The sequence below is a fragment of the Pseudomonas sp. FeN3W genome (assembly GCA_030263805.2).
Lineage (GTDB): Bacteria > Pseudomonadota > Gammaproteobacteria > Pseudomonadales > Pseudomonadaceae > Stutzerimonas > Stutzerimonas stutzeri_G.
This window is the reverse complement of the sequence record CP136010.1, coordinates 2332807-2359752: the sequence shown is the minus strand read 5'-3', so window position 1 is coordinate 2359752 and position 26946 is coordinate 2332807. Positions and strand designations below refer to the sequence as shown.

Genomic DNA, 26946 nt, shown 5'->3' with positions numbered 1-26946 from the left:
TTGCAGCTTAAAGGCTCAGCGTCCAGTCGTAGTCCACGATCAGCGGCGCGTGCTGGGAGAAGCGCGGCTGACGTGGCAGGCGAGCACCGCGTACGAAGCGGCGCAGGCCGGATGTCAGTATCTGGTAGTCGAAACGCCAGCCGAGATTGAGCATTTCGGCCTGCTCGGTATCTGGCCACCAGCTGAACAGATCGCCTTCGCGATTGACTTCGCGCAGGGCATCGATATAGCCCATGTTGCCGAAAATCTCGTCCAGCCAGGCGCGCTCGGGAGCCAGGAACCCTGGGTCCTGCTGACAGTCGCGCCAGTTCTTCACATCCAGCTTCTGGTGGGCGACATACAGCGAGCCGCAATAGATGTACTCGCGACGCTTGCGGCGCTGCTTGTCCAGGTAGTGGGCGAACTCGTCCATGAACTTGAGCTTGTGGTTCAGGTTGGCATCGCCGCCGTGGCCGGAAGGCACTAAGAGACTGGCGATACTGACCTTGTCGAAATCCGCCTGCAGGTAGCGCCCGTAGCGATCCGCCGTCTCGAAGCCCAGTCCGGTGATGACGGCCTTCGGCTGCAGCCTTGAGTAGAGCGCCACGCCTCCCTGCTCCGGAATCTCTGCATCGCAGGCATAGAGAAAGTAACCGTCCAGCTGATAGGCCGGATCGTCGAGTTCCAAGGCAGAGGCGCGGGTATCTTGCAGGCAGATGACATCGGCATTCTGCGCTTGCAGCCAGCTGAGCAATCCCCGCTGTGCCGCCGCTTGAATGCCATTCACGTTGACGCTGATGATCCGCATAAATGGCCCCTAAAAACACGTGCGTGTATGATAACCCAAGCTCTTCGCAATTAGCTAAAACAGTGGTTTTCCGGGAAATTTCTTCATGCAGGCGTACCAGCGCGAGTTCATTCGCTTCGCCATCGAGCGCGGCGTTCTGCGTTTCGGTGAGTTCACTCTCAAGTCGGGACGCACCAGTCCCTATTTCTTCAATGCCGGCCTGTTCAACAGTGGCAGCGCACTTGCGCAGCTCGGCCGCTTCTATGCATCGGCGGTGATGCAGAGCGGTCTGGATTTCGACGTCATCTTCGGCCCGGCCTACAAGGGGATTCCGCTCGGAGCGGCCACCGCCATCGCGTTGGCCGAGCAGCATCAGCGCGACTTACCGTGGTGCTTCAACCGCAAGGAAGCCAAGGATCATGGCGAGGGCGGCACATTGGTTGGTGCGCCGTTGGCGGGGCGTGTGCTGATCGTCGATGACGTGATCACCGCCGGCACCGCGATCCGCGAAGTGATGCAGATCATCCAGGCGCAGAAAGCCGAGGCCGCCGGCGTGCTCATCGCCTTGAATCGACAGGAAAGAGGGCAGGGCGAGCTATCGGCGATTCAAGAAGTTGAACGTGATTATCGAATGCCGGTAATCAGTATTGTGTCCCTGGAGCAAGTGCTGGAATATCTCGCCGACGACGCTCAACTGAAACAGCACCTGCCCGCGGTACAGGCTTATCGCGAGCAGTACGGAATCTGACTCTGGGTAGGTAATGCGCCATGCGTAAATCGGTAGCCGCTCGTACGATGCTCCTGCTGGGAGTCATATGTCCGGTACTGGCCTCGGCTGCCGAGCTGTATCGCTATGTGGACGACCGTGGCGTGGTCGTACTCGATCGCCATGGCGTGCCGCCGCAACACATTTCGCGCGGATATCAGGTGCTCAACGAGCAAGGGCGAGTGGTCCGCGAGGTGCCGCCGGCACCGACCGCGGAGGAGTTTGCCCGTATGCAGGCGCAGAAGGCTCGCGCTGCATCGGATGCGCAGCTACTGCGTCTGTATACCAGTGTCGAGGATGTCGAACGGGCGGAAACCCGCAAGCTTTCCGAGCTCGACAGCGTGATGGGCTTGGCTCGGGGCAATCTGCAATCCATACGCAGCCAGCACGCCAGCTTGCGCAAGCAGGCGGCGGACCATGAGCGAGCGGGCCGCAAGGTGCCGGGTAACCTGTTGGCACAGATCGAAAACCTGGAAAAGGAAGAGCAAAGCCTGCTGCGCGACCTCAAGCGTTTCGAAAAGGCGCGCGCCGATGCGGAAGTCAGCTTTGCCAGCGATCGCCAGCGAATTGCCGAACTGCTAGGGCAAAAGCAGTAAGATGCTGATACCTCTTTGATTCAACTGATCTGCGCGGTTCGGCGTGGCTATTTGGCATGCCAGTAGCTCAATGAGTAGCTTGCTTACTATCATAAAAGACCGCTCTAGCTCAATAGTTTCAAGGTCGTGATGAGTTGCTCGGGGTCAGTCTGTACCGTGGCGCAAATTTTTCGGTATGGCTGACTAGCATGAATGGTAGGGACCTACGCAGTTATCAGGAGCTTCACAAGCCGAAGGGAGATTTCGCGACTCGCTCTGAATACCTCGAGCACGAACTGGAGATCATGGCGCCGAAGCGCTGGGGCATAAACCTGCCGTTTCGTGACTACCGTTTCGAGTACGAGGACTGGGTGCCGGCGATGGCGGCGACCATCGGCAAGATCGTCATGGTGGCGGCTGTTGTTGCGGCTTTCGCCGGCCCGATGGGGCTTTCCAACGAGTTCGTGATCGAGAACGCGCGCTACGAGATGCTGATTGCGGCGCTGCTGTTTGTCGTGGTGTTCTCCGGTTTTCTCAATCCCACGGTCAACCTGGCCGGGACCCACGGGCCGCTGATCCCGCTGATTCCCTTGATCGTCGCGTCGGGCGGGCATCCGATGGCGTTGGGAATCATGGTGGGTGTGCTCGGTTTCACCTTGGGTGTCTTCAAGGGCGGTAGCCTGTTGGCGCGCCTGACCAGCGACGGCGTCTGCGGTGGTCTGCTGCTGTACCTGGGCTTCATCGGCATCACCTCGCAGATCAAGAAACTGTTTGGCTGGGCCGACAGCTTCGACATGGGCTACATCGCCTTCGTCGTGGTGTTCGCCACCATCGTGATGTACGCCTATCTCGAACACATCCGCATGCGCTGGCTGGCGATTCCGTTGGGCTCGGCGCTCGCGGCGGTGATCGCCTTCGCCTTGGGCGCTCCGTTCGAATTCACCACCGAGCCGGGCGTGCCCAGCCTGAATCCAATGTACTGGTGGGGCGAGAACACCGGCTGGCAGATCGGTCTGCCCGAGTTGCATCACTTCATTGCCGTCGCGCCCTTCGCCGTGCTGGCGGTAGCCATGTGGTCGCCGGACTTTCTCGGACATCGAGTGTTCCAGCAGCTGAACTATCCGCCGAAGGCGAAGAAGGTGTTGATGAACATCGATGACACCATGTGCGTTGCAGCGGCACGGCAGATCGTCGGGACGTCGCTGGGCGGCGGTAACCTGGCCTCGTCCTGGGGCACCTTCATGGTGCCGGCTGCCATTGCCAAGCGCCCGATTCCCGCCGGTGCGTTGCTCACCGGCCTGCTCTGCGTGGTTGCGGCGCTTTGGGGTTATCCGATGGACCTGGCGATCTGGCCGCCGGTACTGAGCGTGGCATTGATGGTCGGGGTGTTCCTGCCGCTGCTGGAAGCGGGCATGCAGATGACCCGCGAGGGCAAGACCTCGCAGTCGGCAGCCATCGTGATCTTCTCTTCGGCGCTGGTTAACCCGGTGTTCGGCTGGTCACTGACCGTGCTGCTCGACAATCTCGGGCTGATCGGCGACAAGGAGCGGGGCCAGTCCCTGAGCCACCTGCACCGTTGGGTCATCCCGACGATCGTCTTCATCGTGCTTTGCGCGGTGATGCTGGGCATCGGTATGTTCCCGGGCATTCCGGCTATGCTCGAGTCGTTCCGTATCGATCTCTGACTGGCGGACAGCGCGGCATGAAAAAGGGAGCCTAGGCTCCCTTTGCTTTTGCGTCTGCTTCAGCCCTGGCTGTTGGTGATCAGCGTGCCGACGCCGACGTCGGTGAAGATCTCCAGCAACACCGCATTGGGCACGCGGCCATCGATGATGTGAGCGCTGTTGACGCCGCCTTGCACCGCTTCCAGCGCGCAGCGGATCTTCGGCAGCATGCCGCCGTAGATGGTGCCATCGGCGATCAGTGCGTCGACCTGGGCCGTGGACAGGCCGGTCAGCACGCTGCCCTGCTTGTCCATCAGGCCGGCGATGTTGGTCAGCAGCATCAGCTTCTCGGCTTTCAGCGCTTCGGCCACCTTGCCTGCGACCAGGTCGGCGTTGATGTTGTAGGACTCGCCGTTCTCGCCCACGCCAATCGGCGCGATCACCGGGATGAAGTTGCCCTGCACCAGCATTTCCAGCAGTTCGGCATTGACGCCGGTGACTTCGCCGACATGGCCGATGTCGATGATTTCCGGTTTGGTCATTTCCGGTGTCTGCCGCGTGGCCTTGAGCTTCTTGGCGCGGATCAGGCCGGCGTCCTTGCCGGTCAGGCCGATGGCGCTGCCGCCATGCTGGTTGATCAGGCTGACGATGCTCTTGTTGACCTGCCCGCCGAGGACCATCTCCACCACGTCCATGGTCTGGCTGTCGGTGACCCGCATGCCGTCGATGAAGTGGCTTTCGATGTTCAGCCGCTTGAGCAGGTCGCCGATCTGCGGACCGCCACCGTGCACCACCACCGGATTGATGCCGACCGCCTTCATCAGCACGATGTCGCGCGCGAAGCCGGTTTTCAGCTCCTCGCTCTCCATCGCGTTGCCGCCGTACTTGATGACCAGCGTCTTGCCGACGAAGCGGCGGATGTAGGGCAGCGCCTCGGACAGTACCTTGGCGAATTGGGTGGCAGCTTCACGGCTGAGGGTCATGCAGGGCTCCGCAAATCAGAACGGCAGTTTGAGGTCGGGTGCAACGTTGAGTAGCTGTGCGCGGAAAACGTCCTGAATACGGCCGAGTTCTTCCTCGCTGTCGGCCTCGAAGCGCAGCACCAGAACCGGTGTGGTGTTCGAGGCGCGGATCAGGCCCCAGCCCTTGGGATAGTCGACCCGTACACCGTCGAGGGTGATCAGGTTGGCTTCGCCCCACTGAGCGTCACGTTGCAGGGCGTCCATGATGGTGAATTTGCTTTCCTCTGTCACCGTGATGTTGATCTCCGGCGTCGAGATATCGCAGGGGAACGCGGCGAACACCTGCTCGGCGTCACGCTTGTCCTGGCTGAGGATTTCCAGCAGCCGCGCGGCGCTGTAGATGCCGTCGTCGAAGCCGAACCAGCGCTCCTTGAAGAAGATATGCCCGCTCATTTCACCGGCCAGCAATGCCCCGGATTCCTTCATCTTCTTCTTGATCAGCGAGTGGCCGGTCTTCCACATCACCGGGCGGCCACCGTAGCCGCTGATCAGCGGCGTCAGGCGGCGGGTGCATTTGACGTCGAAGATGATGTCGGCGCCTGGGTTGCGTGATACCACATCCTTGGCGAACAGCATCAGCAGACGGTCTGGGTAGATCATGCTGCCGGCGTTGGTCACCACGCCGACGCGGTCGCCGTCGCCGTCGAAGGCCAGGCCCAGGTCGGCCTTCTCGGATTTCACCTTGGCGATCAGATCGACCAGATTCTCGGGCTTGCCCGGGTCCGGATGGTGGTTCGGGAAGTTGCCGTCGACCTCGCAGTACAGCGGGATCACGGTGCAGCCCAACGCCTCGATCATGCGCGGGGCGATGACGCCGGCCACGCCGTTGCCGCAGTCGACCACCACCTTCATCGGCTTGGCCATGGCAATGTCATTGCGAATCTGCTCGAAGTAGCGCTCCAGTACATCGACCTGCTCGACCTTGCCGACGCCGCTGGACAGGTCGTTGGTCTCGATGCGTTTGCGCAGGGTCTGGATCTGTTCGTTGGCCAGGGTGTCGCCGGCGATGACGATCTTGAAGCCGTTGTAGTCCGGTGGGTTGTGGCTACCGGTGAGCATCACGCCGGACTTGCCGGCGAGAATGTTGGCTGCGTAATAGAGCACCGGCGTCGGCACCATGCCGATATCGCTGACGTCGCAACCGCTGTCGAGCAGGCCTTGGATGAGGTGCTGGACCAGTTCGGGGCCGGACAGGCGTCCGTCGCGGCCAACCGATACGTTGGGTTCACCCTTGGCGAGGCTCTCGGACCCGATGGCGCGGCCGACCCAGTAGGCGGTCTCGGTAGTCAGGCTGTCGCCGACAACGCCACGGATATCGTAGGCGCGGAAGATACTGGCGGGCAAATTCGGGGCTTTGGCACTGCTCATTGCGGGTTCTCGCTCCTTGGTGTCGAGGCCGAAGATGTCCTGGTCCTCGTCGAGAATATCGATGTCGAGAATATCGGTGTCCGGCAAGCGCGGATCGACGTACTCGGTAGGTTTGGCGGGCCGAACGGCTGGAGCCGCGGCGGGTGCCTGAGTCGGAGCCGGCCCAGCTTGGCGGACAGGCAGTCGGACCATGTTCCTGGCCAGTGCGTCGAGGACCGGCAGGCTCAAGGCCGGTATTTTGATGGTCTTGCCGGTGGAGAGTTCCTGTAGCAGACGGCTCATCTGCAACACGTCTTCGCGTAGCCTGCGTTGCTGGCTACCGAGCACCAGCTGCAGGCCGATCAGCACGCCGGCAATCGCCACCAGAGCGGCCGCGAGCAGGAGCAGCGGCATGAGCGCCGGCTGATCGATAGCACCGGGCAGGTAGGCCAGCTTCCAGTTGGCGTTGCCGCTGGCGAGGGTCAGCGCGGAAGCATTGTCGGCCGCGGTGCCGCGCTGCAGCAGCACCTGCTCGGGTGCGCCGGAGAACTGCTGGGTCAGCCGCAGCTGGCCGGCTTCGTCGGGCAGCGCCGGGAGTGTCGCGAACAGGTGCTGGAGATCGCTGACCAGCAGCAGCGTGCCACGAATCGCCTGCTCACCCTCTGCGCGCAGCGGAATCGCACTGTAGAGCAGCCAGCGGTTGTCGATCTTGTAGGCTTCCGGAGCGGCCGACTGGCCTGCTTCGACCCGCTGCAGCAGATCGAGCGCAGCGAAGTTCAGCGGGCCCGGGCGGCTGGTGTCCGGCACCGCTCTGCCGCGTGGATTGAGGTGCGCGTCGACCACGCCGGGCAACTCCAGCAGGCGCTGTTCGGCTTCGCGCCTGCGCTCGGCATCACCGCGGACGACGTCCACCAGACGTTGCTGCTCCACCGCTGTCTGGGCGTCGGCACGCAGTCGTCGCAGTGCCTGCTGCAATGCGCTTGCCTGGCTCTGGCTCCAGGCCTCGGCGAGTTGCGTCTGTTGCTGCTGCTGAGCGCCCTGCAGCCCGAGCCAGATCAGCGCGGCGGCCGCGCCGAGCCCGATCAGGCAGGCTGTTAGGCCACCGAGCAATGGCTTGAGGGTGAACCCGCCGCGCTTGCTGCGGGTATCGGTCGGGTTCAGAACGCCTGAATCCTTGGCGGTGCGCTTGAAGAGTGCCATGAAGCTCCTCGAATCATCCTGAAGATAAGCGGTACGCGGTGACTCAGTGGCTGCCGGAGTGGCCGAAGCCGCCAGCACCGCGGTCGCTGCTGTCGAAGCTGTCGACCAGTTCGAAGCGGGCCTGTACCACCGGTACCAGCATCAGCTGTGCGATGCGCTCGCCGACGGCGATGGTGAAGGCGCTCTGCCCGCGGTTCCAGCAGGACACCATCAGCTCGCCCTGGTAATCCGAGTCGATCAGACCGACCAGGTTGCCGAGCACGATGCCGTGCTTATGGCCCAGGCCCGAACGCGGCAGGATCAGCGCGGCCAGGGTCGGATCGGCGATGTGGATGGCCAGGCCGGTGGGAATCAGCAGCGTCTGGCCCGGTTCGAGCACGGCGTCGCTCTGCAGCATGGCGCGCAGGTCAAGGCCGGCGGAGCCCGGTGTCGCATACTCGGGAAGGGGGAAGTCCTGGCCGAGGCGAGGGTCGAGAATCTTGGCTTGAAGTGCGTGCATGTCAGGACTCTTTGTAGCGGTCGGCGATGAAGGCCACCAGCGCGCGGGCGATATGTCCCTTGCTGGCCTGGCCGAAACGGGTTTCGTGTTGCTGGCGGTCGATCACGCTGACGGCGTTGTCTTCGCTGTTGAAGCCGATGCTGGGGTTGGCGACGTCATTGGCGACGATCAGGTCGAGATTCTTGTCGCGCAGCTTGCGTGTGGCGTACTCCAGCAGATTCTCGGTCTCCGCGGCGAAACCGACGCAGAACGGGCGGTCCGCGCGGCTGGCCAGCGTGGCGAGAATGTCCGGGTTGCGCACCATCTGCAGCAGCAGGCCGTCACCGGTCGTGGGGTCTTTCTTCAGTTTGTGCGGTGCCACCACTTCCGGGCGGTAGTCGGCTACCGCTGCTGCGGCGACGAGAATGTCGCAGGGCATCGCCGCTTCGCATGCGGCGAGCATGTCGCGGGCGCTGACCACGTCGATGCGCTGTACGCGATCGGGCGTCGGCAGGAATACCGGGCCGGTCACCAGCGTGACCCGCGCGCCAGCTTCGGCGGCCGCCTCGGCCAAGGCGAAGCCCATCTTGCCGGAGCTGTGGTTGGTGATGTAGCGAACCGGATCGATGTTTTCCTGGGTCGGACCTGCGGTGATCAGCAGATGCTTGCCCGTCAGCAGGCCGGTCGCGAAGCAGTCCGCGGCGGCCTGGGCCAGTTCGTCGGCCTCGAGCATGCGGCCCATGCCGACGTCGCCGCAGGCCTGGCTGCCGGAACCGGGGCCGAACAGACGAATGCCACGTTCCAGCAGCAATTCGCGATTGGCCTGGGTGGCCGGGTCGGCCCACATGGCCTGGTTCATGGCCGGTGCCAGGGCGACCGGGGCATTGGTCGCCAGCACCACGGTGGTCAGCAGATCATTGGCGACGCCCTGAGCCAGGCGGGCCATGAGGTCGGCGGTGGCCGGCGCGATCAATACCAGGTCTGCCCAGCGTGCCAGTTCGATGTGGCCCATCGCCGCTTCGGCGGCGGGGTCAAGCAGGTCCAGATGAACCGGATGGCCGGAGAGCGCCTGCAGGGTGAGAGGCGTGATGAATTCACGACCGCCCTGGGTCATCACCACCCGGACTTCGGCGCCGTGGTCGCGCAGGCGGCGGACCAGTTCGGCGCTCTTGTAGGCGGCGATGCCGCCGCCGACGCCCAGGACGATGCGTTTACGATACAGCCGCTGCATAGGCCTGCCTTGTTATCTCTTAGGGACTCTCCGGAGTGAGAACCAGGTCAGAACACGCCCGATACCCCGGAAAAATGACGGGCTAAGATAGCACAGCGCCCACAGCGGAAAAGTGGGCTTGCTCGACAGGGAGAGGACATGAGCATACGTGACTGGCCGGCGGCGGAGCGGCCGCGGGAAAAGCTACTCGAACAGGGCGCCGCTGCGCTTTCCGACGCCGAATTGCTGGCGATATTTCTGCGTACCGGGGTCGCCGGCAAAAGTGCGGTGGATCTGGCTCGCCATCTGCTCGCCGAGTTCGGCAGCCTGCGCGCATTGCTGGAGGCGGAGCTCGATCAATTCAGTGCACACCTGGGCCTGGGGCCGGCGAAGTTTACCCAGCTGCAGGCAGTGCTGGAGATGGGCCGCCGGCATCTGGCCGAGCGGCTGCGCCGGGATTCGGCGCTGGAGTCGCCGCAGGCGGTGCGCGACTACCTCAAGGCGCGGCTGCGGCATGAGCCGCACGAACTGTTCGGCTGTCTGTTTCTCGACTCCAAGCATCGCGTGCTGGCCTTCGAGGTGTTGTTCCACGGCACCATCGATGGCGCCAGCGTTTACCCGCGGCAGGTGGTCAAACGCGCCCTGGCGCAGAATGCGGCGGCGGTCATCCTCACCCACAATCACCCGTCCGGCGTCGCCGAGCCAAGTCAGGCGGATCGTCAGCTGACCCAGCGGCTGAAAGAAGCGCTGGCACTGATCGATGTGCGGGTGCTCGATCACTTCATCGTCGGTGACGGCGAGCCGCTGTCGATGGCCGAATACGGCTGGATGTGAACGCTACGCCAGCAGCGGCACCAGCAACAGCGGGCCGAGCACCAGCAGCACGAAGCGGCCGTTCCAGCCGAAGGCGATGCGCCACGGCGACAATTGCGCGTGGCGCGCCAGCATTAGCGCCGAGGGGCCATAGGGCGAGAGCAGCATGGCCAGCGAAAAACCGATCAGCAGCGCCACTGCCGGCTGCATGATCGCCACGCCGTGTCCGGCCAGCTGCGCGAGCAGTGCGGCGCACAGGCTCAGGGAGATGATCGGCGCGACACCGAGCAGGGCCAGGGCGATGATCGCCAGCATGCCGGCACTGCCGAGACCGAACAGCGCCAACGGCGTGCTGCTGAAGTGGCTGGCGAGTCTCTCGACCGGGATCAGCACAGCCGTGAGGCCACCGAGCAGTGCCGAGCAGGCGAAGATGAAGGTTTCGTTGCGCATGCCGGCCAGGGTGTCGCGTACCTCGGCATAGACCGTTGTCGGCGAGCCGCCCTGATACAGCAGCAGCCCGACTACCGCGAGCGGCACCAGCAGCATGGCGGCCTGGGTCGCCGAGAGTGGGGTCAGGCTGGCCAGCAGCGCGATCAGCAGGATGCCGAGCAAGCTGCCGTACAGCAGGTTGCGCAGCCCATTTGCCGGCCCGGTAGTGCTCGAGCCACTTGCCGGGGCATCGGTTTCCCGCAATTGCCGCAGACGGTGGTTTTCCATCGGCCAACCCACCAACAGCAGGATGGCGCCGCAGAGCAGGCCGAATGGCAGCAGGGCGCTCCAGCTCAGTCCCGGCAACTCGCGGGTGAGGATCGCTACTGCCACGCTGGTCGGTGCCAGCAAGGGCACCAGAGCGAAGCCGCGCAGGGCCGTCACCATCACGCCCCTGGCGCCCTCGCGGCGCTGGGTCGGACTGTACGACTGCCGATCCAGATAGCGCTCCAGTGAACCGCAGACCAGATTGAGCATGCCGAAGCTCAGCACCGAGCTGATCGCAAAGGTGCTGAACAGATAGCTCGGGTAGAGGCTGGCACCCGGTTGCCGTAACAGCAATCGATGCAGCTCGCCAAGTTGCGGCATCCGCTTGACCGCGCAATGGGCAAGCCCGAGCGCGCCGATGAACGCGCCATAGTAGGCCGCGGCGCCGAGCATCCGCTGGGCCTGCCGCCAGTCAGGCTCGTTGAACAATACCCAGTAGCCGAACAGCCCCAGGGTGACCACTCCGAGCCGGCGCGGGTAGGGCATCAGCGAGCGCCAGCGCCAGGCGAAGAACAGCACCAACAGCGCACCACTGATCACGCTCGGCAACTGCAGGCGCGTGACCAGCGCGAACAGCTCGCAAACGAGCGCCAGCGGGAGCAGGGCAAGCATCGCTCAGGGCAGCTCGCTACGCAGTTTGCCGCGCTTGTATACGCCTTCGCCGAAGACCAGCAACTGGTCCTTTTCGTCCAGCAGGTCGCAGCTGGCCATGAACACCTTGTGCCCGGCGGAGCGGCAGACAGCGATCGCACGGATGCGGCTGCCCACTGGCGCCGGTGCGCTGAAGTTCACGTTCATCGACAGCGTGGTCGCCACGCGGCGCTGTTCCGGCTGTTCGACCCAGGTTCCGCAGAGCCCCATCGCCACGTCCAGCAGGGTCGCCGTGACGCCGCCGTGCAGGTTGCTGGCGTTGTTCAGGTGACGCGGCAACAACAGCAGTTCGACCACCACGCGCTGCGGGCCGTACTCCTTGAGCTGGCAACCCAGGTCCCGGAAGAACCCGGTCAACGAGCTTTCGACCTGTTGCAGTGTGGCGGCAGGATAGGACTGATCGGACATGAACGAGCGGTTCGGCTGCTGACTTGCACTGGAGATTGGCAGTCTTTACGCTCAGGGTCAATTCGATGGAATCTTGTTCCGCACTGCGAAATTTCACATTGCTCGTGAGGAGGTTTGCATGTTTGAGCGTATCGGCATCGTCGGCGCGGGCGCCATGGGCCGCGGGATCGCGCAATTGTTCGCCGGCGCCGGCAAGCAGGTGTGGTTGCATGATGCACGCAGCGAGTCGATCAGCGAGGCGCTGCGCTTCAACCGCGAGCTGCTCGAGCGCGGCGTGGCCAAGGGGCGGCTGAGCGTCGCCGAGCTCGACGCCACGCTGGCGCGCATGCAGGCGGCACCCGCGCTGGCCGATCTGTCCGGCTGCGATCTGGTGATCGAGGCGATCGTCGAGAATCTCGAGGCCAAGCAGGCGCTCTGCCTCGAGCTGGAGTCGCTGCTCGCCGAGGACGCGGTGCTGGCGACCAACACCTCGTCGCTTTCCGTCACGCGCATCGCCGCGGCCTGCCAGCACCCGGAGCGGGTGGCGGGTTTTCACTTCTTCAATCCGGTGCCGCTGATGAAGCTGGTGGAAGTGGTGCGCGGTGAGCGCAGCGATCCGCAGAACATCGAGCGACTGGTCAAGCTGGCCGAAGAGGCTGGGCATTTTCCGGCGATCACGCCGGATACTCCCGGCTTTCTGGTCAACCATGCCGGTCGCGCCTATAGCACCGAGGCGCAGCGCATCCTTGCCGAGGGTATCGCCGATGCCGAGCAGATCGATCGCATTCTGCGCGACGGCCCGGGCTTTCGCATGGGGCCGTTCGAGCTGTTCGATCTCACCGGGCTGGATATTTCCCATGCGGTGATGGAGTCGGTGTACCAGCAGTTCTATCAGGACCCGCGCTATACACCGTCCTACCAGGCGGCGCAGCGGGTCGCCGCGGGGTTGCTCGGACGCAAGACCGGGCAGGGTTACTACCGCTACGAGAACGGCCAGCAGATCCGCACGCCGGAGCCAAAATTGCCGCCGGTAGTCGTCGAGCGCCCGTTCTGGCTGGACAGTCAGGATGCCGAATTGCGTGGCCAGCTGGCGGCGTTGTTACGCGAGGCCGGTACGCAGCTGGAAACCGGCGAGAGGCCATCGGAGCGCGCCATCTGCCTGATCACCCCGCTGGGTGAGGATGCCGCCACGATGATCGCCAGGCTGAATCTGCCCGCCACGCGCAGTATCGCCTTCGACCTGTTCGCCGACTTCGACCGGCGCCGGGTACTGATGCGCCAACCGGCGCTCGACCCCGCGCTCGAAGCACAGGCGCGACAGGCCCTGAGTCACGATGGCGTACCGGTGGAGGTGATCAACGACTCGCCCGGTTTCGTCAGTCAGCGGGTGGTGGCGAGCATCGTCAATCTCGGTTGTGAGATTGCGCAGAAGGGTATTGCCGATGCGCAGACGCTCGACCGCGCGATCACCCTGGCGCTGGGCTATCCGAAAGGGCCACTGGGCTTTGCCGAGCACTACGGCGCGGGGCGAATTCTCGCCATCCTTCAGGCCATGCAGGGCTGCTATGGCGGCGAGGCGCGCTATCGCCCCAGCCCGTGGTTGCGTCGGCGCGTGCAGCTGTCCCTGCCGCTGACCGCGCCTGATCGTCCAGTCGCTGGCTGACGACCGACGGCGCTTGGAGAAGGAGGTCTATCGCTTCAGTTTGCGCGGGTGCGGCCGTTAAGACTGGAGTAAGCCTCCGATGACGGCACGTTGCTACTAAGGCACTACTGTTCTTTATTGGAGGGTATGGGTACAACGTCGGATCGATCCGACAAAGCACAAGAGGCCGTCCATGAGCCCCGCCTACCGCCACTCCAAGGCCGCCGCGTTCCATGCCGTGCTGATCATCGGTGTGCTGCTCGTGCATTATTGGCTGGCACCGCCCTTGCCAGTGACCGCTGCGCTGCTGATGGTGGCGGCGCTTTGGCCCTGGTTCACCTCGTGGGGTGCGGCGGCCGGCGGCGCCACGGCTGTCGACGAGGCGCCGCAGAGCTTCGCCGAGCTGACCAAGAATCTCTCGCGCAATACCTGCCACAACGCCCTGTCTGCTGCTCAGGTCGCTTTCAGCGCCGAGCAGCTGGCCATTCGCTTGAAATCGCAGCTGCAGGCAGTCAGCGAAATCGCCAATGGCGCCCAGGCCATCGCCGCCACCGAGCAGGACAGCGCCGAGCGGGCCCGGCACACGCTGGATGCCGCGCAAGCCGTGCGCGAGCGCAGCGACACCGGGCAAGCCGAACTGCAGCGTGCCATCGAACGCATGCAACAGCTCAGTGCCCAGACCCACGCCAGCCGTGAGCTGATTGACGGGCTCTCGGTGCGGACCGAGGAAATCCGCCGCATTACCGACGTGATCCAGTCCATCGCCAGCCAGACCAACCTGCTGGCCCTCAACGCAGCCATCGAGGCCGCCCGTGCCGGTGAAGCCGGCCGCGGCTTTGCCGTGGTCGCCGACGAGGTGCGCAGCCTGGCGGCGCGCACCTCCAGTGCCACCGAGGAGGTCGGTCGCATGGTGGCCGACATCCGCGAGCAGAGCGAAGCGGTGGTCAGTTACATCCAGCGCCAGGGCAACGAGCTGGACGCCGCGGCCGAGCAGATCGCCAGCACCGGTGAGCAGCTCAGCGGCATCGCCGAACTGGCCGGCAGCGTCGAAAGCCAGGTCGAGCAGATCACCACCGGCACCGCCGACAACCATCAGCGCCTGACCGGCCAGTTCGGTGCCCTCGATCAGCTGCGTACCGATGCCCTGGACAGCGAGGAGCAGACCCGCCAGCTCGAGCTGGCGGCGGAACGTCTGGTAGCGCAGGCCGAGAGCGCCAGCGAGCAACTGGCCGAAGTCCAGCTCGACGATTATCACCAGGCCATGTTCGACTTGGCGCGCCAGGGGGCAGCGGCCATCGGTGCGCGTTTCGAAGCCGATATCCAGGCTGGTCGGGTCAGTCTCGATGACCTCTTCGACCGCAACTATCGGGCGCAGGCCAACACCGATCCGGTGAAGTATCAGACACGCTTCGACCGCTATGCCGACGAGGTCCTGCCGGCTATTCAGGAGCCGTTGCTGCAGAAACATTCGGCGCTGGTGTATGCCATCGCCACGACGCCGGAAGGCTACGTGCCGACCCACAACCGCGCGTTCAGCCAGCCACCGGTGGGCAACCCGGAAATCGACCGCCTCAAGAGCCGTAGCAAGCGCCTGTTCAACGATCGCACCGGCGGGCGCTGCGGCAGCCATCAGCGCCGTCTGCTGTTGCAGACCTACAGCCGCGATACCGGGGAACTGATGCACGACCTGTCCGTGCCGATCATGGTCGGTGGGCGCCACTGGGGTGGTCTGCGGCTGGGCTATCGTCCCGAGCAGTAGCCCGGCAGCCACCGATGTTGGCGCGATCGCCCTGTTTCTGGCGACGCTGCAGTCGCAGCGACCGGCTAAGCTTGGCCAGACGCGACTTCCGGAGATGCCGCCAATGAAGACCCTCACCGATCACCTGACGCAGTACGCGGCCTATCATCGCGATCCGCGCAACCTGCTCACCCATTTCATCGGCATTCCGCTGATCGTGCTGGCGGTGGCGATCCTGCTGTCGCGGCCGGGCATCGTATGGGCCGGGTTGTGGCTGAGCCCGGCGGCGCTGGTGTCGCTCGCCGCTGCGGTTTTCTACCTTCGTCTCGATCTGCGTTACGGCTTGCTGATGAGCGCCGTGCTGCTGCTCTGCGTATGGCTGGGCGCAGTTCTGGCCGGCGCGACGATGGCGCTGTGGCTGGGCGTTGGGGTGGGATTGTTCGCGCTCGGCTGGATCATCCAGTTCATCGGGCATTATTTCGAGGGACGCAAGCCGGCGTTCGTCGATGATCTCACCGGGCTGATCATCGGGCCGCTGTTCGTCGCTGCCGAGCTTGGTTTCATGCTCGGTCTGCGTGAACCGTTGCGCCTCGCCATCGAGGCACGGGTCGGTCCTGTGCGGCTGCGCGACTCAGCCGCCCACGGTTGATGTCAAGGCTTGGCCGCCATCCACTGATCGCTGAGGCTGCGCGCATGGCGGTCGACCATGATTGGCGCGAAGGGCCGACCTGAGGCGGTGGTGAAGTTGTTGCTGCCGCTGTTCATGTCTGCCAGCGCCACCTTGAGGAAATCCCAGCGGGTCTTGAGTTTGGCCAGCGCCGGATCGCGCTTGCCATCCAGTTCGGCCAGCTGAGCGTCGATCGCCGGTACCAGGTGGCGCTCGTCCTGTCCGAGATAGGTGTCCGGCTGTTCGCGGGCGATCTCGAACGAGCCGATATAGGCGCGGCTGAGGTATTGAACGGCCAGGTATTCAACCTTGGCCGGCAATTCGGCTTGAGCGTCCGCCCCTTGCTGCGCGCGAACGGCGGTGAGGAAGTCGCGCAGCGCCTTGCTCATCTCCAGCGGCCAGCCCCAGGGCATGTCGTCTTCCTCGTAGCCGAAGCCAGCGCCTTCGCGCAGCCGAGCCTGAAGCGCCTGGTGACTTTCGCGCAGGGCACTGGTGGGATTGGCGACGTTGAGCAGGGCGGCGTTCAGTGCACGGATGTCGTCTTCCAGGCGCGACAGGTGCGCCTTCTGAAAACCTTCGCCTCGGTAGAGCAGCAGGCTGCTGGTCGCGCGATTGGCGTGGATCTGCAAGTTCTGCAGTGCAGAGGGGCTTTCGGGCGGGGCCGCCTCGGTAAAGCCGGGCGATATCACGAGTATCAGCAATAGCCAGAAGCGAGTTAAACGGTCCATTGTCGTGCTCCTTTTTATTTTTATAGAAGCTATGCGTGCGTGGCAGCAACACGTTGGAGCCTAACGGACTGCTGGCCGAGTGGTATCACCCCAAAGAATGATTTGTCACGGCTTGTAGCCGAACGGACGACATCGTGCGGCAGCTTGTCGCGAACCTTGTGGCCTGTGCGGTGAGTTGGTTGAGGCAAGTTCGGCTGAATATTGCTCCGCGAAGGCTTTGTGACGAGTCATAGCCGGGCTCAGGCAAGGAGCAGCGACGCGATATCGGGCCATGGGCAGCGAAATTGACCAACTGGACTTAGCAAACAGGCCACTAAAGCATCTTCTCGAGGCCGATGACGTCGGCGAACCAGGCGTTGAAACGTCGCCAGAGCCCGCCAGGTTCCTTTTCGATCGTGCGTAGCTGGCCGCCATCCTCGGCGATCCACGTCAGTTGCTTGCGGCCATCGCGCTCCACCAGCCGTACCTCGTAGCTCAGTGCTGGCGACATGCCCTCCAGTATGAGGCGGTGGACCTCGCGGGCCAGTTCGTGGCTTTCCACCAGAATCCCCACCTCGGTATTCCACAGTACCGAGCGCGGATCGAAATTCAGCGAGCCGATGAAAACCTTCTGCTGGTCGAATACCGCTGCCTTGCTATGCAGGCTGGATTCCGACTCCCCGAGAAAACTGTAAGAGGCTTCCTGCTCCGGCTGCCGTCGCAGTTCGAACAGGCGCACGCCGAGTTCCAGCATGGTCTCGCGGTAGGGTGCATAGCCACCATGGGCGGCCGGCACGTCGGTGGCCTCCAGTGAGTTGGTGAGAATGCGCACCGTCACGCCTGCGCCGGTGCGATCGGCCAGGTATTCCACGCCGCTATCGGTCGGCACGAAGTAGGCCGAAACCAGTGTCAGCTCGCTGCTCACGGCCTGCATGGTCGGTGCAAGTTGCGTGGTCAGCAGCAGCGATGCCGCCGGTACACCTTCGGCGAGCAGTTTTTCCGGCGCGTCCCACATCGCCCTGCCAGGTGCCCAGATCAGTTCGTCCAGCCACTGCTGCAATTGCGGGCGCTGCTTGTACTGCATCAGGCGCTGGTACTGCTCGCTGTTTTCCTGTTTGGCCTGCTGCAGATAGTCGCTCAGCTGCTGGCGCGCCTTGTCCAGCTGGCGCGGTTTCGGTTGCCACCAGAGAAAATGCTGGATAGGCACGCTCAGCTGGTTGTTCCAGTAGCGGTCGAAACTCTTGCCGAGCTGCTCGGCGACCGGACCGGCGCCAAGCAGATCAATGTCGGTGAAGTTCATCGCCTGGTCGGCCTCGAAGTACTCGTCGCCGAGGTTGCGTCCGCCGACGACGGCCAGGCTGCCATCGACCAGCATCAGCTTGTTGTGCATGCGTCGATGCTGCAGCGAAAGGTGCAATAGGCGTCCCATGGATCGGGTGATGGCGTTGCTGCGGCCGAGGTGAAGCGGGTTGAAGACGCGGATCTGAATGTTGGGGTGCGCGGCCAGAGTGCCGATGCGGTAGTCCTCGCCATGGCTGGTGGTGTCATCCAGCAGCAGCCGCACGCGCACGCCGCGGTCGGCGGCTTGCAGCACTTCGTCGATCAGCGCGCGTGTGGTGAGGCCGTCATGGACGATGTAGTACTGGATATCGAGGCTGACCTGCGCCGCGCGGATCATCTCGGTGCGTGCGGCGAAGGCTTCGGTGCTCTCCGGTAGCAGGCGAAAACCCGAGTGGCCGTACGCGTGTTCGGTGGCGAGCTGCTGGATGCGCCGGCCAAGCGGCGACGCGTCCGGTGCCACGGAATAGGACTCGGTTGGCGTGGGGTGGCTGGCACAACCGGCCAGCAGCAGTAGCAGCAGGAGCGTCAGGTAAGTGCGCAAGGTTTCTCCGGGTATGCATCCTTTCATTCATGCTTGGACGTTGCGCTTCGTCCGAAAATTCAGAATCGGTCCTTTAGTCGATACCAGAGCATGCCCAACGCCAGCAGTGGCGAGCGCAGTGCCGGTCCGCCGGGGAAGGTCGGATGCGGCACTTTGGCGAACAGATCGAAGCCGCTGCTTTGCTGGCCGGCAATGGCTTCGGCAAGCAGGCGACCGGCCAGGTGCGTGGCATTCAGCCCGTGGCCGGAATAGGCCTGGGCGTAGAACACGTTGGGATGGTCGGCCAGGCGACCGATCTGCGGCAGCCGGTTGGCGCCGATGCCGATCATCCCGCCCCACTGATAGTCGATGCTGATGCCGACCAGCTGCGGAAATACCTCGAGCATCTTCGGCTGCATGTAGGCGGCGATGTCCTGTGGGTCACGGCCGGAATAGTGACAGGCGCCGCCGAACAGCAGACGGCCATCGGCGCTGAGACGGAAGTAATCGAGCGCCACGCGCTGATCGCAGACCGCCATGTTCTGCGGCAACAGCTCGCGGCAGAGCGGCTCAGGCAGGCGCTCGGTGGCGATGATGTAGCTGCCGGCCGGCAGCACCTTGCCGGCGAGCTTCGGTTGCAGGCCGTTGAGGTAGGCATTGCAGGCCAGCACCAGGTTGTCCGCGTGCACCACGCCCTGAGCCGTATGCACCTTGGCTTGCGGGCCGTACTCGATGCGCTCGACCGCCGACTGCTCGAACAGCCGCACGCCCAGCGACTGCGCCGCCGCCGCCTCGCCGAGTGCCAGATTCAGCGGGTGCAGGTGGCCCGAGCCCATGTCCAGCAGGCCGCCTAGGTAACGCTGCGAACCCACCACCGTGACCAGGTTGGGACGCGACACGCGCTGCAGAGGATGCGGATAGCCGAGGCGCAGCAGGTCGGAGTACTCCTCGTCGAAGCCTTTCAGATGCCGTGGCTTGGTCGCCAGGTCGCAATAGCCCCAGGTCAGGTCGCAGTCAATGGCGTAGCGCTCGATGCGCTGACGGACGATGTCGACGGCTTCGAAGCCCATGCGCTTGAGTTCATCGACGCCTTCTTCGCCGATGATCTTGCTGAACTGCTCGACGTCATGGCCGACGCCGCGGATCAGTTGCCCGCCGTTGCGCCCGCTGGCGCCCCAGCCGATTCGGTGCGCTTCCAGCAGGATCACGCTGAGGCCCCGCTCGGCCAGTTCGATGGCCGTGTTGAGGCCGGAGAACCCACCGCCGACGACGCATACGTCGGCCCGCTGCTCGCCCTGCAACGGCTCGAAGGCCAGTTCGCGATTGACGCTCGCGGCATAGTAGGAGGGTGCATGTACGGCGCCGTTCGGCGCGGATGCGCGGTGATTCATCAAGGTGTCATGAGAGGTCTGCATGCGCCTAGGGTAGACCGGAGCGAGGCCGCGGAGCAAAGCCAGGCATGACCAGCGGTGCCTCGCAGGCTGCCCGACGAGGCCGCAGAACTGGCCGTCATCGGCTCTAGTCCGGGACTGGCAGGTCGAGGGATTCCTTGATCTCTTCCATCACGATATAGCTCTTCGATTCGCGCACGTGGGGCAGCTTCAGCAGGATGTCGCCGAGCAATTTTCGGTAGGAGGCCATCTCCGAAATCCGCGCCTTGACCAGGTAATCGAAGTCGCCGGACACCAGGTGGCATTCGAGCACGTGGGGCAGCTTGAGCACGGCGCGGCGGAACTCCTCGAAGATGTCGCCGGACTTGTACGCCAGGCTGATCTCGACGAATACCAGTAGCCCCGCCTTCAGATGCTGTGGGTTCAGCCGCGCCGAGTAGCCCATGATGATGCCTTCGCGCTCCAGGCGCCGGACGCGCTCGGTGCAGGGCGTGGTCGACAGGCCGACGCGCTCGCCCAGCTCGGTGAAGGGCAGGCGCCCTTCGGCTTGGAGGATGCGCAGGATGTGGCGGTCGATCTTGTCAAGTTCGCGACGTGTCTGGTGCCGGGTTCTCAAGGGATATACCCTCCAAATAAAGCGCCGATGGCGTGAATAATGGCCAAAGATAGCTTTTTATATGGTGAATAACACTGCTTGAGCATTTTTATACTCCGTTTCAATAGTGATCCGGAAAAGCCCGTTCGAGCGGGTGGGAGGCTGCAATGCGTGTACTGGTATTGGGTAGCGGCGTGGTCGGCACTGCCAGCGCCTATTATCTGGCGCGGGCCGGTTTCGAAGTGGTGGTGGTCGACCGGCAGCCGGCGGTGGCGATGGAGACCAGCTTCGCCAATGCCGGGCAGGTCTCGCCCGGCTATGCTTCGCCGTGGGCGGCACCTGGCATCCCGCTGAAGGCGATGAAGTGGCTGTTGCAGCGCCATGCGCCGCTGGCGATCAAGCTTACCGGTGACGTCGACCAGTACCTGTGGATGGCGCAGATGTTGCGCAACTGCACGGCTGCGCGCTATGCGGTGAACAAGGAACGCATGGTGCGGCTGTCCGAGTACAGCCGTGACTGCCTCGATGAGCTGCGCGCGGAAACCGGCATCGCCTATGAAGGTCGTCAGCTCGGCACCACGCAGCTGTTCCGCACCCAGGCGCAGCTTGATGCCGCCGCCAAGGACATCGCTGTGCTGCAGCGCTCCGGGGTGCCCTACGAGCTGCTCGATCGCGCCGGCATTGCACGGGTCGAACCGGCCCTGGCAAAGGTTTCGCACAAGCTCAGCGGTGCGCTGCGGCTGCCCAATGACCAGACCGGCGACTGCCAGATGTTCACCGCGCGTCTGGCGGAAATGGCCGTGGCGCTCGGGGTCGAGTTCCGTTTCGAACAGAATATTCAACGCCTCGACTACGCCGGCGACCGGCTGGCCGGTGTGAGGATCGACGGCAAGCTGGAGACGGCCGATCGCTACGTGCTGGCGCTCGGCAGCTACAGCCCGCAGATGCTCAAGCCGCTGGGCATTCGTGCACCGGTCTACCCGCTCAAGGGTTATTCGCTGACCGTACCGATAAGCGATCCGGCGATGGCACCGCAGTCGACCGTGCTCGATGAAACCTACAAGGTCGCCATCACCCGCTTCGATCAGCGCATCCGTGTCGGTGGCATGGCGGAGATCGCCGGGCACGATCTGTCGCTCAACCCGCGCCGGCGGGAAACCCTGGAAATGGTGGTGGGCGACCTCTATCCGCAGGGCGGCGATCCGTCTGACGCGGTATTCTGGACCGGCCTGCGACCGGCCACGCCAGATGGCACACCGATCATCGGCGCGACACCCTATCGCAACCTGTTCCTCAATACCGGCCATGGCACCCTTGGTTGGACCATGGCGTGCGGCTCCGGCCGTGTGCTCGCTGACCTGCTGGCGTCCAAGCGTCCGCAGATCAGCACCGAGGGACTGGATATCTTCCGTTACGGCAAGCACAAGGAGACCCGTAAACATGCCCATCCGGCGGCTGCACACTGAAACCCGCTATAGCGAAGCGGTGATCCACAACGGCGCGGTGTATCTCTCCGGGCAACTGGCCGATGACCTGACCGGTGATATCCGCGAGCAGACCCGCGAAACGCTGTCGAGCATCGAACGCTTGCTGGACGAGGCGGGTACCAGCAAGACGCGCCTGCTTTCGGCAACCATTCACCTGAAGGACATCGCCGCCGATTACGCCGGTATGAACGAGGTGTGGGATGCATGGATCACACCGGGCACGGCGCCGGCACGGACCACTGTTCAGGCCCTGATGTATTCGCCGGATGTGCGGGTCGAGATCACCGTCGTCGCTGCCATGCCGGATCTCGCCGGCCCGGTCCTCTGACTCTTGGGAGAGCCACGTGTGCCGGGCGACGGCTCGTCTGGAGCCAGTGTTGTAAATTCTGAACGCCATTGCCATGATAGCTCCCTCTTCGCATCGCTCTTGAAAGGGGGCTCCCGTATTGGACGTTGGCGTTCGACTGCAAACCATCCGCAAGCTCAAGGGTCTGTCCCAGCGTGAACTCGCCAAGCGTGCCGGCGTTACCAACAGCACCATTTCCATGATCGAAAAGAACAGCGTCAGCCCCTCGATCAGTTCGCTGAAGAAGGTGCTGAGTGGGATTCCCATGTCGCTGGTGGAGTTCTTTTCCCCCGACTTCGAGCAGGACAGCGACACCCAGGTGGTCTACAAGGCCGGCGAGTTGATCGATATATCCGACGGCGCGGTGAGCATGAAACTGGTGGGCAAGGCGCATCCGGGACGAGCCATCGCCTTTCTCGACGAGACCTATCCGCCGGGCTCCGATACTGGAATGGACATGCTCTCGCACCAGGGCGAGGAGGCCGGGATGCTGGTCGAAGGCCGTCTGGAGCTGACCGTGAACGGTCAGGTGTACGTGCTGGAGAGCGGCGATAGCTACTACTTCGAGAGCAGCAAGCCGCATCGTTTCCGTAATCCGTACGACGCGCCGGCACGGTTGATCAGCGCGACGACGCCGGCGAACTTTTAACCGCATCGGTCTTGATTCATCCGAAAGTTGCGATGCGACAAAGCGTCGCGGAGAAACGCCGGGCCTTTCGTATTGTTTCAGCCGGCATGGCTTGCCGTTATACTGACCGCCGCTCGCGATACCGTGGCCGCGGGCGTGTCTAGCCACAATGAGGGTGTAAGGTGAACCTGATTAAGAAGATCCTGGTAGCACAGACTGCCGTATTGGCCCTGTGGGCAATGAGCGCTAAGGCTGCGACCGACGAAGCAATCGCCGAGCGCCTCAAGCCGGTGGGCGAAGTATGTATTCAAGGTGAAGAGTGCGCAGCCGCTGGTGCCGGCGCTGCCGCAGCCGCCGGTGGTGCCGCCCGTAGCGGTTCCGACGTGTACGGCAAGTTCTGCACTGCCTGCCACGGCTCCGGCCTGCTGAACGCGCCGAAGACCGGTGACAGTGCAGCCTGGACGGCCCGTGCCGATGCTGCCGGTGGTCTGGACGGCCTGCTCAAGCACGCCATCAGCGGTATCAATGCCATGCCGCCGAAGGGCACCTGTGGCGACTGCTCCGATGACGAGCTGAAGGCCGCCATCCAGCACATGTCCGGCCTCTGATCGAGCGCCAGGCGTCACCAGCAAAGCCGCCTCCGGGCGGCTTTGTCGTTTCTGCGGTGAGCAAAGCAGGCAGCTCTCGAGTCGAATTCGATACGGCCTACCGGTCGGATTCCCGTGACGACAGAGGAGCCCCGCATGCCCAGTTCCGCACCACAACCCGAACAGCTGCACCTGGCCAGTGACGGGCGCACGCCCAACAGCCCGCATCCGGTGCTGATCTACCGCCAGCTGCCATTGGCCGGGACAAGCCCCGCGGAAGCCTTCGAGCGACTGTTCGACAGCCATCTGTGGCCGTCTGCCTGGCGTGGGACGGTTTACGACTACCATCACTACCATTCCACCGCCCACGAAGCGCTCGGCGTGGCCAGCGGCTGGGCGCGGGTCATGTTGGGTGGCGATAACGGTCAGGAGGTCGAGCTGAAGGCGGGCGACGCGCTGGTGCTACCGGCCGGGACGGGGCATTGCGCGCTCGAGGCCAGCACAGATTTTCAGGTGGTGGCGGGTTATCCGGTCGGCCAGCAGTACGACATGCAGCGGCCTGACGCGGCCACCCATGATCAGGCGCGTGAGCGAATTGCCCAAGTCGGCGTGCCCATCAGCGATCCGCTGGCAGGCACGCAGGGTGCGCTGGTGGCGCTATGGCGCGCAGAGGCGCCGCCGGCCGGTTGAGCCGGGTTCAGCTTTTGAGCTGCGCCCGGACTATGAACTGCACTCAGTCAATGAACTGAACCTGGCCATCAGCCAGCGAGGCGACACGGGCCAGGGACTCGACGCGGTAACCGGCTTCTTCCAGCTCCTGACGACCGGCCTGGAAGGCCTTTTCGATGACGATGCCAAGGCCGGCGATGCTCGCGCCGGCCTGGTTGATGATCGAGATCAGGCCCTTGGCGGCTTTGCCGTTGGCGAGGAAGTCGTCGATGATCAGCACGCGGTCGTTCGAGGACAGGTGCTGGGTGGACACGGCGATGGTGCTTTCCACCTGCTTGGTGAACGAATAGACCGTGGCGGTTAGCAGGTTGTCCTGCAGCGTCAGCGACTGGTGCTTGCGGGCGAAGATCACCGGCACGCCCAGCTCCAGGCCGGCCATGACGGCCGGCGCAATGCCGGAGGCTTCGATGGTGACGATCTTGGTGACGCCGGCATCGCGGAACAGACGGGCGAATTCCTGCCCGATGGCCTGCATCAGCACGGGATCGATCTGGTGGTTGAGGAACGCGTCGACCTTGAGTACCCGGTCGGAAAGCACGATGCCCTGACTGCGAATCTTATCTTTCAGCTGTTCCACGAACGCTACCTCAAGCGTGGGCGGCCGCGGCTTGCCTGACGCTTGGCGCCGGAGCGCTTCTGCCGTCACTGCGTTTCGCAGCCTGGAAAAGCCGCGCATTCTCGCTCAATTCGGCGTGCCGATCCAAGGCCGACGTTCAGCCCAGCGCTTCGATCGACAGGCGGCGAAAGCGCACCGCCTCGCCGTGGTGCTGCAGGACGATATGCCCGGCTGGCGCCTTGGCGAACAGCGGCTTGTCGGCGAATTTGCTGGACTCGATCAGCGTGTGCAGGGCCGGGTCGTCCAGGCGATAACTCAGCACCATACGATTGCCCAGCCAGTGCTCGACCGTGCCCTGGCGCACGACAAGCGCTGCGTGCATGAAGCTGCCGGGTTCGATCCGGGTTTCCTGTTCGGGCGCGAGCAGGCCATACAGGGCACCGTTGCGGGTGGTTGGTTCTTCGCCGTCGGGGTGAACGGCATCATCCAGCAGCTGCATTTCCGGCCCGCTGTGCCAGGCGAGGCCGGCGCTTTCGTCGACGCGGTAGAAGACCCCGGAATTGCCGCCGACCGGTAGGGCGAACTCGAACTGCAGGATGAAATCGCCATAGCGCTCGCGCGAGACCAGGTCGACCCGGGGGGCGCCGACAATGGCACACAGCTGTTCATCGTCGTCGCGGTACCAGCTTTCGTCGGGAAAGGTTGCGCCATGCCAGGCGTGCCATTGTGCTGCGTCGAGATTCATCAGCCGCTCCTCATCCGAACAGTTGCTGCTTGCGCCGCAACCAGCGATAGCCGTAGGGCCCGAGGCGAATCCTCAGCGGCGAACCTTCCGGCTGCCCGTAATCGCAGTCGGCGAGCACATCGACCATGTCCTGAAGGTCGTCCGCGGTGATCTCGACGGTGGTTTCCTTGTCGGCAAGATTGACCAGCATCAGCACCGTCGAGCCGTTGTCGTGGCGGATGGCAAAGACGGCGGGGTCGTTCACCTCGACCGTTGTGCGCTTGCCGATGCCGATCTCGCGCAGGCCTATGCGCGTGCGGATCATGTTGCCGGTGCGCGCCATCAGCGAGTCGCTGCGCAGGGTTTGTGCGAACACGTTGATCTTCTCGTACGAGAACGGGCCTTCGTCGATCACCGGTGCGGCCAGTTCACCTTTGGTGCAGGAAAAGCCGGCGTTGGGTTCGTTGGACCACTGCATGGGCGTGCGTACGGCCAGTCGCTCGGGGCGGTCGAGGTCATCGCCCATGCCGATTTCCTCGCCGTAGCGGATGATCGGCGTGCCGGGCAGCGAGAACAGCAACGCATGAGTGGCCGCGATGCGTCGCTCGTCGCCGTCGAGCATCGGCGCGAGCCGCCGGCGAATGCCGCGATCGTAGGCGCGCATGTTCTCGTCAGGGGCGAAGGTGTCCATCACTTCCTTGCGCTCATCCTCTTCCAGCCGGTCGAGGCTCAGCTCGTCGTGGTTGCGGATCCATAGCGCGTATTGCGAATGGCTGGGCGGCAGCGGCTGGCTGTTCAGTGCGCGCACCAGTGGCTCGGCCTGCTGCCGTGCCAGGGCCAGGAACAGGTGGTTGTTGGTCCAGAAATCCAGCAGCAGGGTGACGCGGTCCGCTTCGTCGCCGAAGTATTCGACGTATTTTTCCGGATCAGTGTCGATCTCACCGAGCAGCACGGTCTCGGGCCGGCGCATGGTCACGAAGTCGCGCATGTGTTCGAGTAGCCAGTAGCCCTTTTCCAGTTCGCCGCCGCCGGCCTGGCGCACCATGTGCACCGCGGCGTCGATGCGGAAACCGGAGACACCCAGACGCAGCCAGAACGACATGATCCGCTCGATCTCGTGGATGACCTTCGGGTTGGTCAGGTCAAGATCCGGCTCGTGCTTGTAGAACAGGTGGCGGTAGTACTGGCCGGCTTCCTCGTCCCAAGTCCAGATGCTGTCTTCGACCGTCGGGAAAATCGGCTCCATGAAGTCGTCGGGTTCGTCGGCCCATATGTAGTAGTCGCGATAGGGCGACTCGCGGTCACGGCGCGCCTCCTGAAACCATTTGTGCTGGATGGACGTGTGCTGCACTACCATTTCGATAATGACGTGCAGGCCCAGCTCTTCGGCCTTTTCCAGCAGCGCGACGATGTCGGCCAGATCACCGAAGCGTTTGTCCACCTGCAGATGGTCAGTGATGTCGTAGCCTGCGTCGTCGAATGGCGATTGATAGAACGGCATCAGCCATACGGCCGTGCAGCCGAGGCCGCGAATGTAGTCGAGGCGCTCGGTGATGCCGCGCAGATCGCCGCAGCCGTCTCCATTACTGTCACGAAACAGGGTGGGATCGATCTGATAGATCGCCGCGTTGCGGTACCAGAGTGGACGCATGC

Annotated in this window: 26 protein-coding genes; 12 read left to right on the top strand and 14 right to left on the bottom strand. The window is 63.8% G+C overall.

Annotated features, from left to right (window positions below; translation table 11 throughout):
• Positions 1-7: 7 nt before the first annotated feature.
• Entirely contained in the window at positions 8-787 is a 780-nt protein-coding gene (locus tag P5704_011275; GenBank protein ID WOF81000.1) for an exodeoxyribonuclease III, read from the bottom strand.
• 85 nt (positions 788-872) lie between these two features.
• Between P5704_011275 and pyrE the strand changes: the two genes are divergently transcribed.
• The 3 genes from pyrE (at position 873) to P5704_011260 (ending at position 3792) form a co-directional block, all read left to right on the top strand.
• Positions 873-1514: an orotate phosphoribosyltransferase gene (pyrE, locus tag P5704_011270; protein ID WOF80999.1), complete on the top strand. Its 642-nt coding sequence runs from the start codon at positions 873-875 to the stop codon at positions 1512-1514.
• 47 nt (positions 1515-1561) lie between these two features.
• Positions 1562-2128: a DUF4124 domain-containing protein gene (locus P5704_011265; protein WOF81214.1), complete on the top strand. Its 567-nt coding sequence runs from the start codon at positions 1562-1564 to the stop codon at positions 2126-2128.
• Between the two features lie 188 nt (positions 2129-2316).
• The gene (locus tag P5704_011260; GenBank protein WOF80998.1) at positions 2317-3792 is read left to right on the top strand and encodes a DUF3360 family protein; all 1476 of its coding nucleotides are present in this window, start codon (positions 2317-2319) and stop codon (positions 3790-3792) included.
• Positions 3793-3851: 59 nt separating this feature from the next.
• Here P5704_011260 and argB read toward each other — a convergent pair whose 3' ends face one another.
• From argB to coaBC, 4 genes are read right to left on the bottom strand one after another with little or no spacing between them, the layout of a single operon-like run.
• Positions 3852-4754, bottom strand: coding sequence for an acetylglutamate kinase (gene argB, locus P5704_011255; GenBank protein ID WOF80997.1), 903 nt, complete (start codon positions 4752-4754; stop codon positions 3852-3854).
• A 15-nt stretch (positions 4755-4769) separates the two neighbouring features.
• Positions 4770-7340 (bottom strand): phosphomannomutase/phosphoglucomutase, encoded by a 2571-nt coding sequence (locus tag P5704_011250; GenBank protein ID WOF80996.1) that lies wholly within the window; start codon positions 7338-7340, stop codon positions 4770-4772.
• Between the two features lie 43 nt (positions 7341-7383).
• The gene (gene dut, locus P5704_011245; GenBank protein ID WOF80995.1) at positions 7384-7839 is read right to left on the bottom strand and encodes a dUTP diphosphatase; all 456 of its coding nucleotides are present in this window, start codon (positions 7837-7839) and stop codon (positions 7384-7386) included.
• Position 7840: 1 nt separating this feature from the next.
• Complete coding sequence (coaBC, locus tag P5704_011240) at positions 7841-9049, bottom strand: bifunctional phosphopantothenoylcysteine decarboxylase/phosphopantothenate--cysteine ligase CoaBC (GenBank protein WOF80994.1); 1209 nt, start codon at positions 9047-9049, stop codon at positions 7841-7843.
• Positions 9050-9187: 138 nt separating this feature from the next.
• Here coaBC and radC point away from each other — a divergent pair, with 138 nt between their 5' ends.
• Positions 9188-9862, top strand: coding sequence for a DNA repair protein RadC (gene radC / locus P5704_011235; protein ID WOF80993.1), 675 nt, complete (start codon positions 9188-9190; stop codon positions 9860-9862).
• A gap of 3 nt (positions 9863-9865) precedes the next feature.
• Here the strand turns inward: radC and P5704_011230 are convergent, their stop codons facing one another.
• On the bottom strand, positions 9866-11209 hold the full coding sequence (locus tag P5704_011230; protein WOF80992.1) for a hypothetical protein: 1344 nt from the start codon (positions 11207-11209) through the stop codon (positions 9866-9868).
• A gap of 3 nt (positions 11210-11212) precedes the next feature.
• Positions 11213-11656, bottom strand: a complete 444-nt coding sequence (locus P5704_011225) for a PaaI family thioesterase (protein WOF80991.1) — start codon at positions 11654-11656, stop codon at positions 11213-11215.
• A 118-nt stretch (positions 11657-11774) separates the two neighbouring features.
• Here P5704_011225 and P5704_011220 point away from each other — a divergent pair, with 118 nt between their 5' ends.
• From P5704_011220 to P5704_011210, 3 genes are all read left to right on the top strand, one after another.
• On the top strand, positions 11775-13298 hold the full coding sequence (locus P5704_011220; GenBank protein WOF80990.1) for a 3-hydroxyacyl-CoA dehydrogenase: 1524 nt from the start codon (positions 11775-11777) through the stop codon (positions 13296-13298).
• Positions 13299-13470: 172 nt separating this feature from the next.
• Positions 13471-15036 (top strand): methyl-accepting chemotaxis protein, encoded by a 1566-nt coding sequence (locus P5704_011215; GenBank protein WOF80989.1) that lies wholly within the window; start codon positions 13471-13473, stop codon positions 15034-15036.
• Between the two features lie 103 nt (positions 15037-15139).
• Positions 15140-15664 (top strand): Mpo1-like protein, encoded by a 525-nt coding sequence (locus P5704_011210; GenBank protein WOF80988.1) that lies wholly within the window; start codon positions 15140-15142, stop codon positions 15662-15664.
• A gap of 2 nt (positions 15665-15666) precedes the next feature.
• On the opposite strand, the gene P5704_011205 is transcribed toward P5704_011210, so the two are convergent.
• From P5704_011205 to P5704_011190, 4 genes are all read right to left on the bottom strand, one after another.
• Positions 15667-16410 carry a hypothetical protein gene (locus tag P5704_011205; GenBank protein WOF80987.1) on the bottom strand — a complete coding sequence of 248 codons (744 nt, stop codon included), beginning with the start codon at positions 16408-16410 and terminating at the stop codon, positions 15667-15669.
• 313 nt (positions 16411-16723) lie between these two features.
• Entirely contained in the window at positions 16724-18271 is a 1548-nt protein-coding gene (locus P5704_011200) for a phospholipase D family protein (GenBank protein ID WOF80986.1), read from the bottom strand.
• A 59-nt stretch (positions 18272-18330) separates the two neighbouring features.
• Complete coding sequence (locus tag P5704_011195; protein ID WOF80985.1) at positions 18331-19641, bottom strand: FAD-binding oxidoreductase; 1311 nt, start codon at positions 19639-19641, stop codon at positions 18331-18333.
• 127 nt (positions 19642-19768) lie between these two features.
• Entirely contained in the window at positions 19769-20257 is a 489-nt protein-coding gene (locus P5704_011190) for an Lrp/AsnC ligand binding domain-containing protein (GenBank protein WOF80984.1), read from the bottom strand.
• A gap of 146 nt (positions 20258-20403) precedes the next feature.
• Between P5704_011190 and dadA the strand changes: the two genes are divergently transcribed.
• The 5 genes from dadA (at position 20404) to P5704_011165 (ending at position 23974) form a co-directional block, all read left to right on the top strand.
• Positions 20404-21702, top strand: coding sequence for a D-amino acid dehydrogenase (gene dadA / locus P5704_011185; GenBank protein ID WOF80983.1), 1299 nt, complete (start codon positions 20404-20406; stop codon positions 21700-21702).
• Positions 21677-22051: a RidA family protein gene (locus tag P5704_011180; protein ID WOF80982.1), complete on the top strand. Its 375-nt coding sequence runs from the start codon at positions 21677-21679 to the stop codon at positions 22049-22051. The genes dadA and P5704_011180 overlap by 26 nt, the downstream gene beginning before the upstream one ends.
• A 118-nt stretch (positions 22052-22169) precedes the next feature.
• Entirely contained in the window at positions 22170-22718 is a 549-nt protein-coding gene (locus P5704_011175; GenBank protein ID WOF80981.1) for a cupin domain-containing protein, read from the top strand.
• A 161-nt stretch (positions 22719-22879) separates the two neighbouring features.
• Positions 22880-23305: a c-type cytochrome gene (locus P5704_011170; GenBank protein WOF80980.1), complete on the top strand. Its 426-nt coding sequence runs from the start codon at positions 22880-22882 to the stop codon at positions 23303-23305.
• A gap of 135 nt (positions 23306-23440) precedes the next feature.
• A complete protein-coding gene (locus P5704_011165; protein WOF80979.1) occupies positions 23441-23974 on the top strand; it encodes a cupin domain-containing protein in 534 nt (177 codons plus the stop codon).
• Between the two features lie 43 nt (positions 23975-24017).
• Here P5704_011165 and P5704_011160 read toward each other — a convergent pair whose 3' ends face one another.
• The 3 genes from P5704_011160 to P5704_011150 form a co-directional block, all read right to left on the bottom strand.
• On the bottom strand, positions 24018-24590 hold the full coding sequence (locus tag P5704_011160) for a xanthine phosphoribosyltransferase (GenBank protein WOF80978.1): 573 nt from the start codon (positions 24588-24590) through the stop codon (positions 24018-24020).
• A 136-nt stretch (positions 24591-24726) separates the two neighbouring features.
• Positions 24727-25314, bottom strand: a complete 588-nt coding sequence (locus P5704_011155) for a DUF1080 domain-containing protein (protein WOF80977.1) — start codon at positions 25312-25314, stop codon at positions 24727-24729.
• Between the two features lie 10 nt (positions 25315-25324).
• On the bottom strand, positions 25325-26944 hold the full coding sequence (locus P5704_011150; protein WOF80976.1) for an alpha-amylase family protein: 1620 nt from the start codon (positions 26942-26944) through the stop codon (positions 25325-25327).
• Positions 26945-26946: the final 2 nt, after the last annotated feature.

Excerpts from the sequence above, each read along its gene's own strand:
- P5704_011275 (WOF81000.1), bottom strand. The coding sequence starts at position 787 with ATGCGGATCATCAGCGTCAACGTGAATGGCATTCAAGCGGCGGCACAG.
- pyrE (WOF80999.1), top strand. The coding sequence starts at position 873 with ATGCAGGCGTACCAGCGCGAGTTCATTCGCTTCGCCATCGAGCGCGGC.
- P5704_011265 (WOF81214.1), top strand. The coding sequence starts at position 1,562 with ATGCTCCTGCTGGGAGTCATATGTCCGGTACTGGCCTCGGCTGCCGAG.
- P5704_011260 (WOF80998.1), top strand. The coding sequence starts at position 2,317 with ATGAATGGTAGGGACCTACGCAGTTATCAGGAGCTTCACAAGCCGAAG.
- argB (WOF80997.1), bottom strand. The coding sequence starts at position 4,754 with ATGACCCTCAGCCGTGAAGCTGCCACCCAATTCGCCAAGGTACTGTCC.
- P5704_011250 (WOF80996.1), bottom strand. The coding sequence starts at position 7,340 with ATGGCACTCTTCAAGCGCACCGCCAAGGATTCAGGCGTTCTGAACCCG.
- dut (WOF80995.1), bottom strand. The coding sequence starts at position 7,839 with ATGCACGCACTTCAAGCCAAGATTCTCGACCCTCGCCTCGGCCAGGAC.
- coaBC (WOF80994.1), bottom strand. The coding sequence starts at position 9,049 with ATGCAGCGGCTGTATCGTAAACGCATCGTCCTGGGCGTCGGCGGCGGC.
- radC (WOF80993.1), top strand. The coding sequence starts at position 9,188 with ATGAGCATACGTGACTGGCCGGCGGCGGAGCGGCCGCGGGAAAAGCTA.
- P5704_011230 (WOF80992.1), bottom strand. The coding sequence starts at position 11,209 with ATGCTTGCCCTGCTCCCGCTGGCGCTCGTTTGCGAGCTGTTCGCGCTG.
- P5704_011225 (WOF80991.1), bottom strand. The coding sequence starts at position 11,656 with ATGTCCGATCAGTCCTATCCTGCCGCCACACTGCAACAGGTCGAAAGC.
- P5704_011220 (WOF80990.1), top strand. The coding sequence starts at position 11,775 with ATGTTTGAGCGTATCGGCATCGTCGGCGCGGGCGCCATGGGCCGCGGG.
- P5704_011215 (WOF80989.1), top strand. The coding sequence starts at position 13,471 with ATGAGCCCCGCCTACCGCCACTCCAAGGCCGCCGCGTTCCATGCCGTG.
- P5704_011210 (WOF80988.1), top strand. The coding sequence starts at position 15,140 with ATGAAGACCCTCACCGATCACCTGACGCAGTACGCGGCCTATCATCGC.
- P5704_011205 (WOF80987.1), bottom strand. The coding sequence starts at position 16,410 with ATGGACCGTTTAACTCGCTTCTGGCTATTGCTGATACTCGTGATATCG.
- P5704_011195 (WOF80985.1), bottom strand. The coding sequence starts at position 19,641 with ATGAATCACCGCGCATCCGCGCCGAACGGCGCCGTACATGCACCCTCC.
- dadA (WOF80983.1), top strand. The coding sequence starts at position 20,404 with ATGCGTGTACTGGTATTGGGTAGCGGCGTGGTCGGCACTGCCAGCGCC.
- P5704_011180 (WOF80982.1), top strand. The coding sequence starts at position 21,677 with ATGCCCATCCGGCGGCTGCACACTGAAACCCGCTATAGCGAAGCGGTG.
- P5704_011165 (WOF80979.1), top strand. The coding sequence starts at position 23,441 with ATGCCCAGTTCCGCACCACAACCCGAACAGCTGCACCTGGCCAGTGAC.
- P5704_011155 (WOF80977.1), bottom strand. The coding sequence starts at position 25,314 with ATGAATCTCGACGCAGCACAATGGCACGCCTGGCATGGCGCAACCTTT.
- P5704_011150 (WOF80976.1), bottom strand. The coding sequence starts at position 26,944 with ATGCGTCCACTCTGGTACCGCAACGCGGCGATCTATCAGATCGATCCC.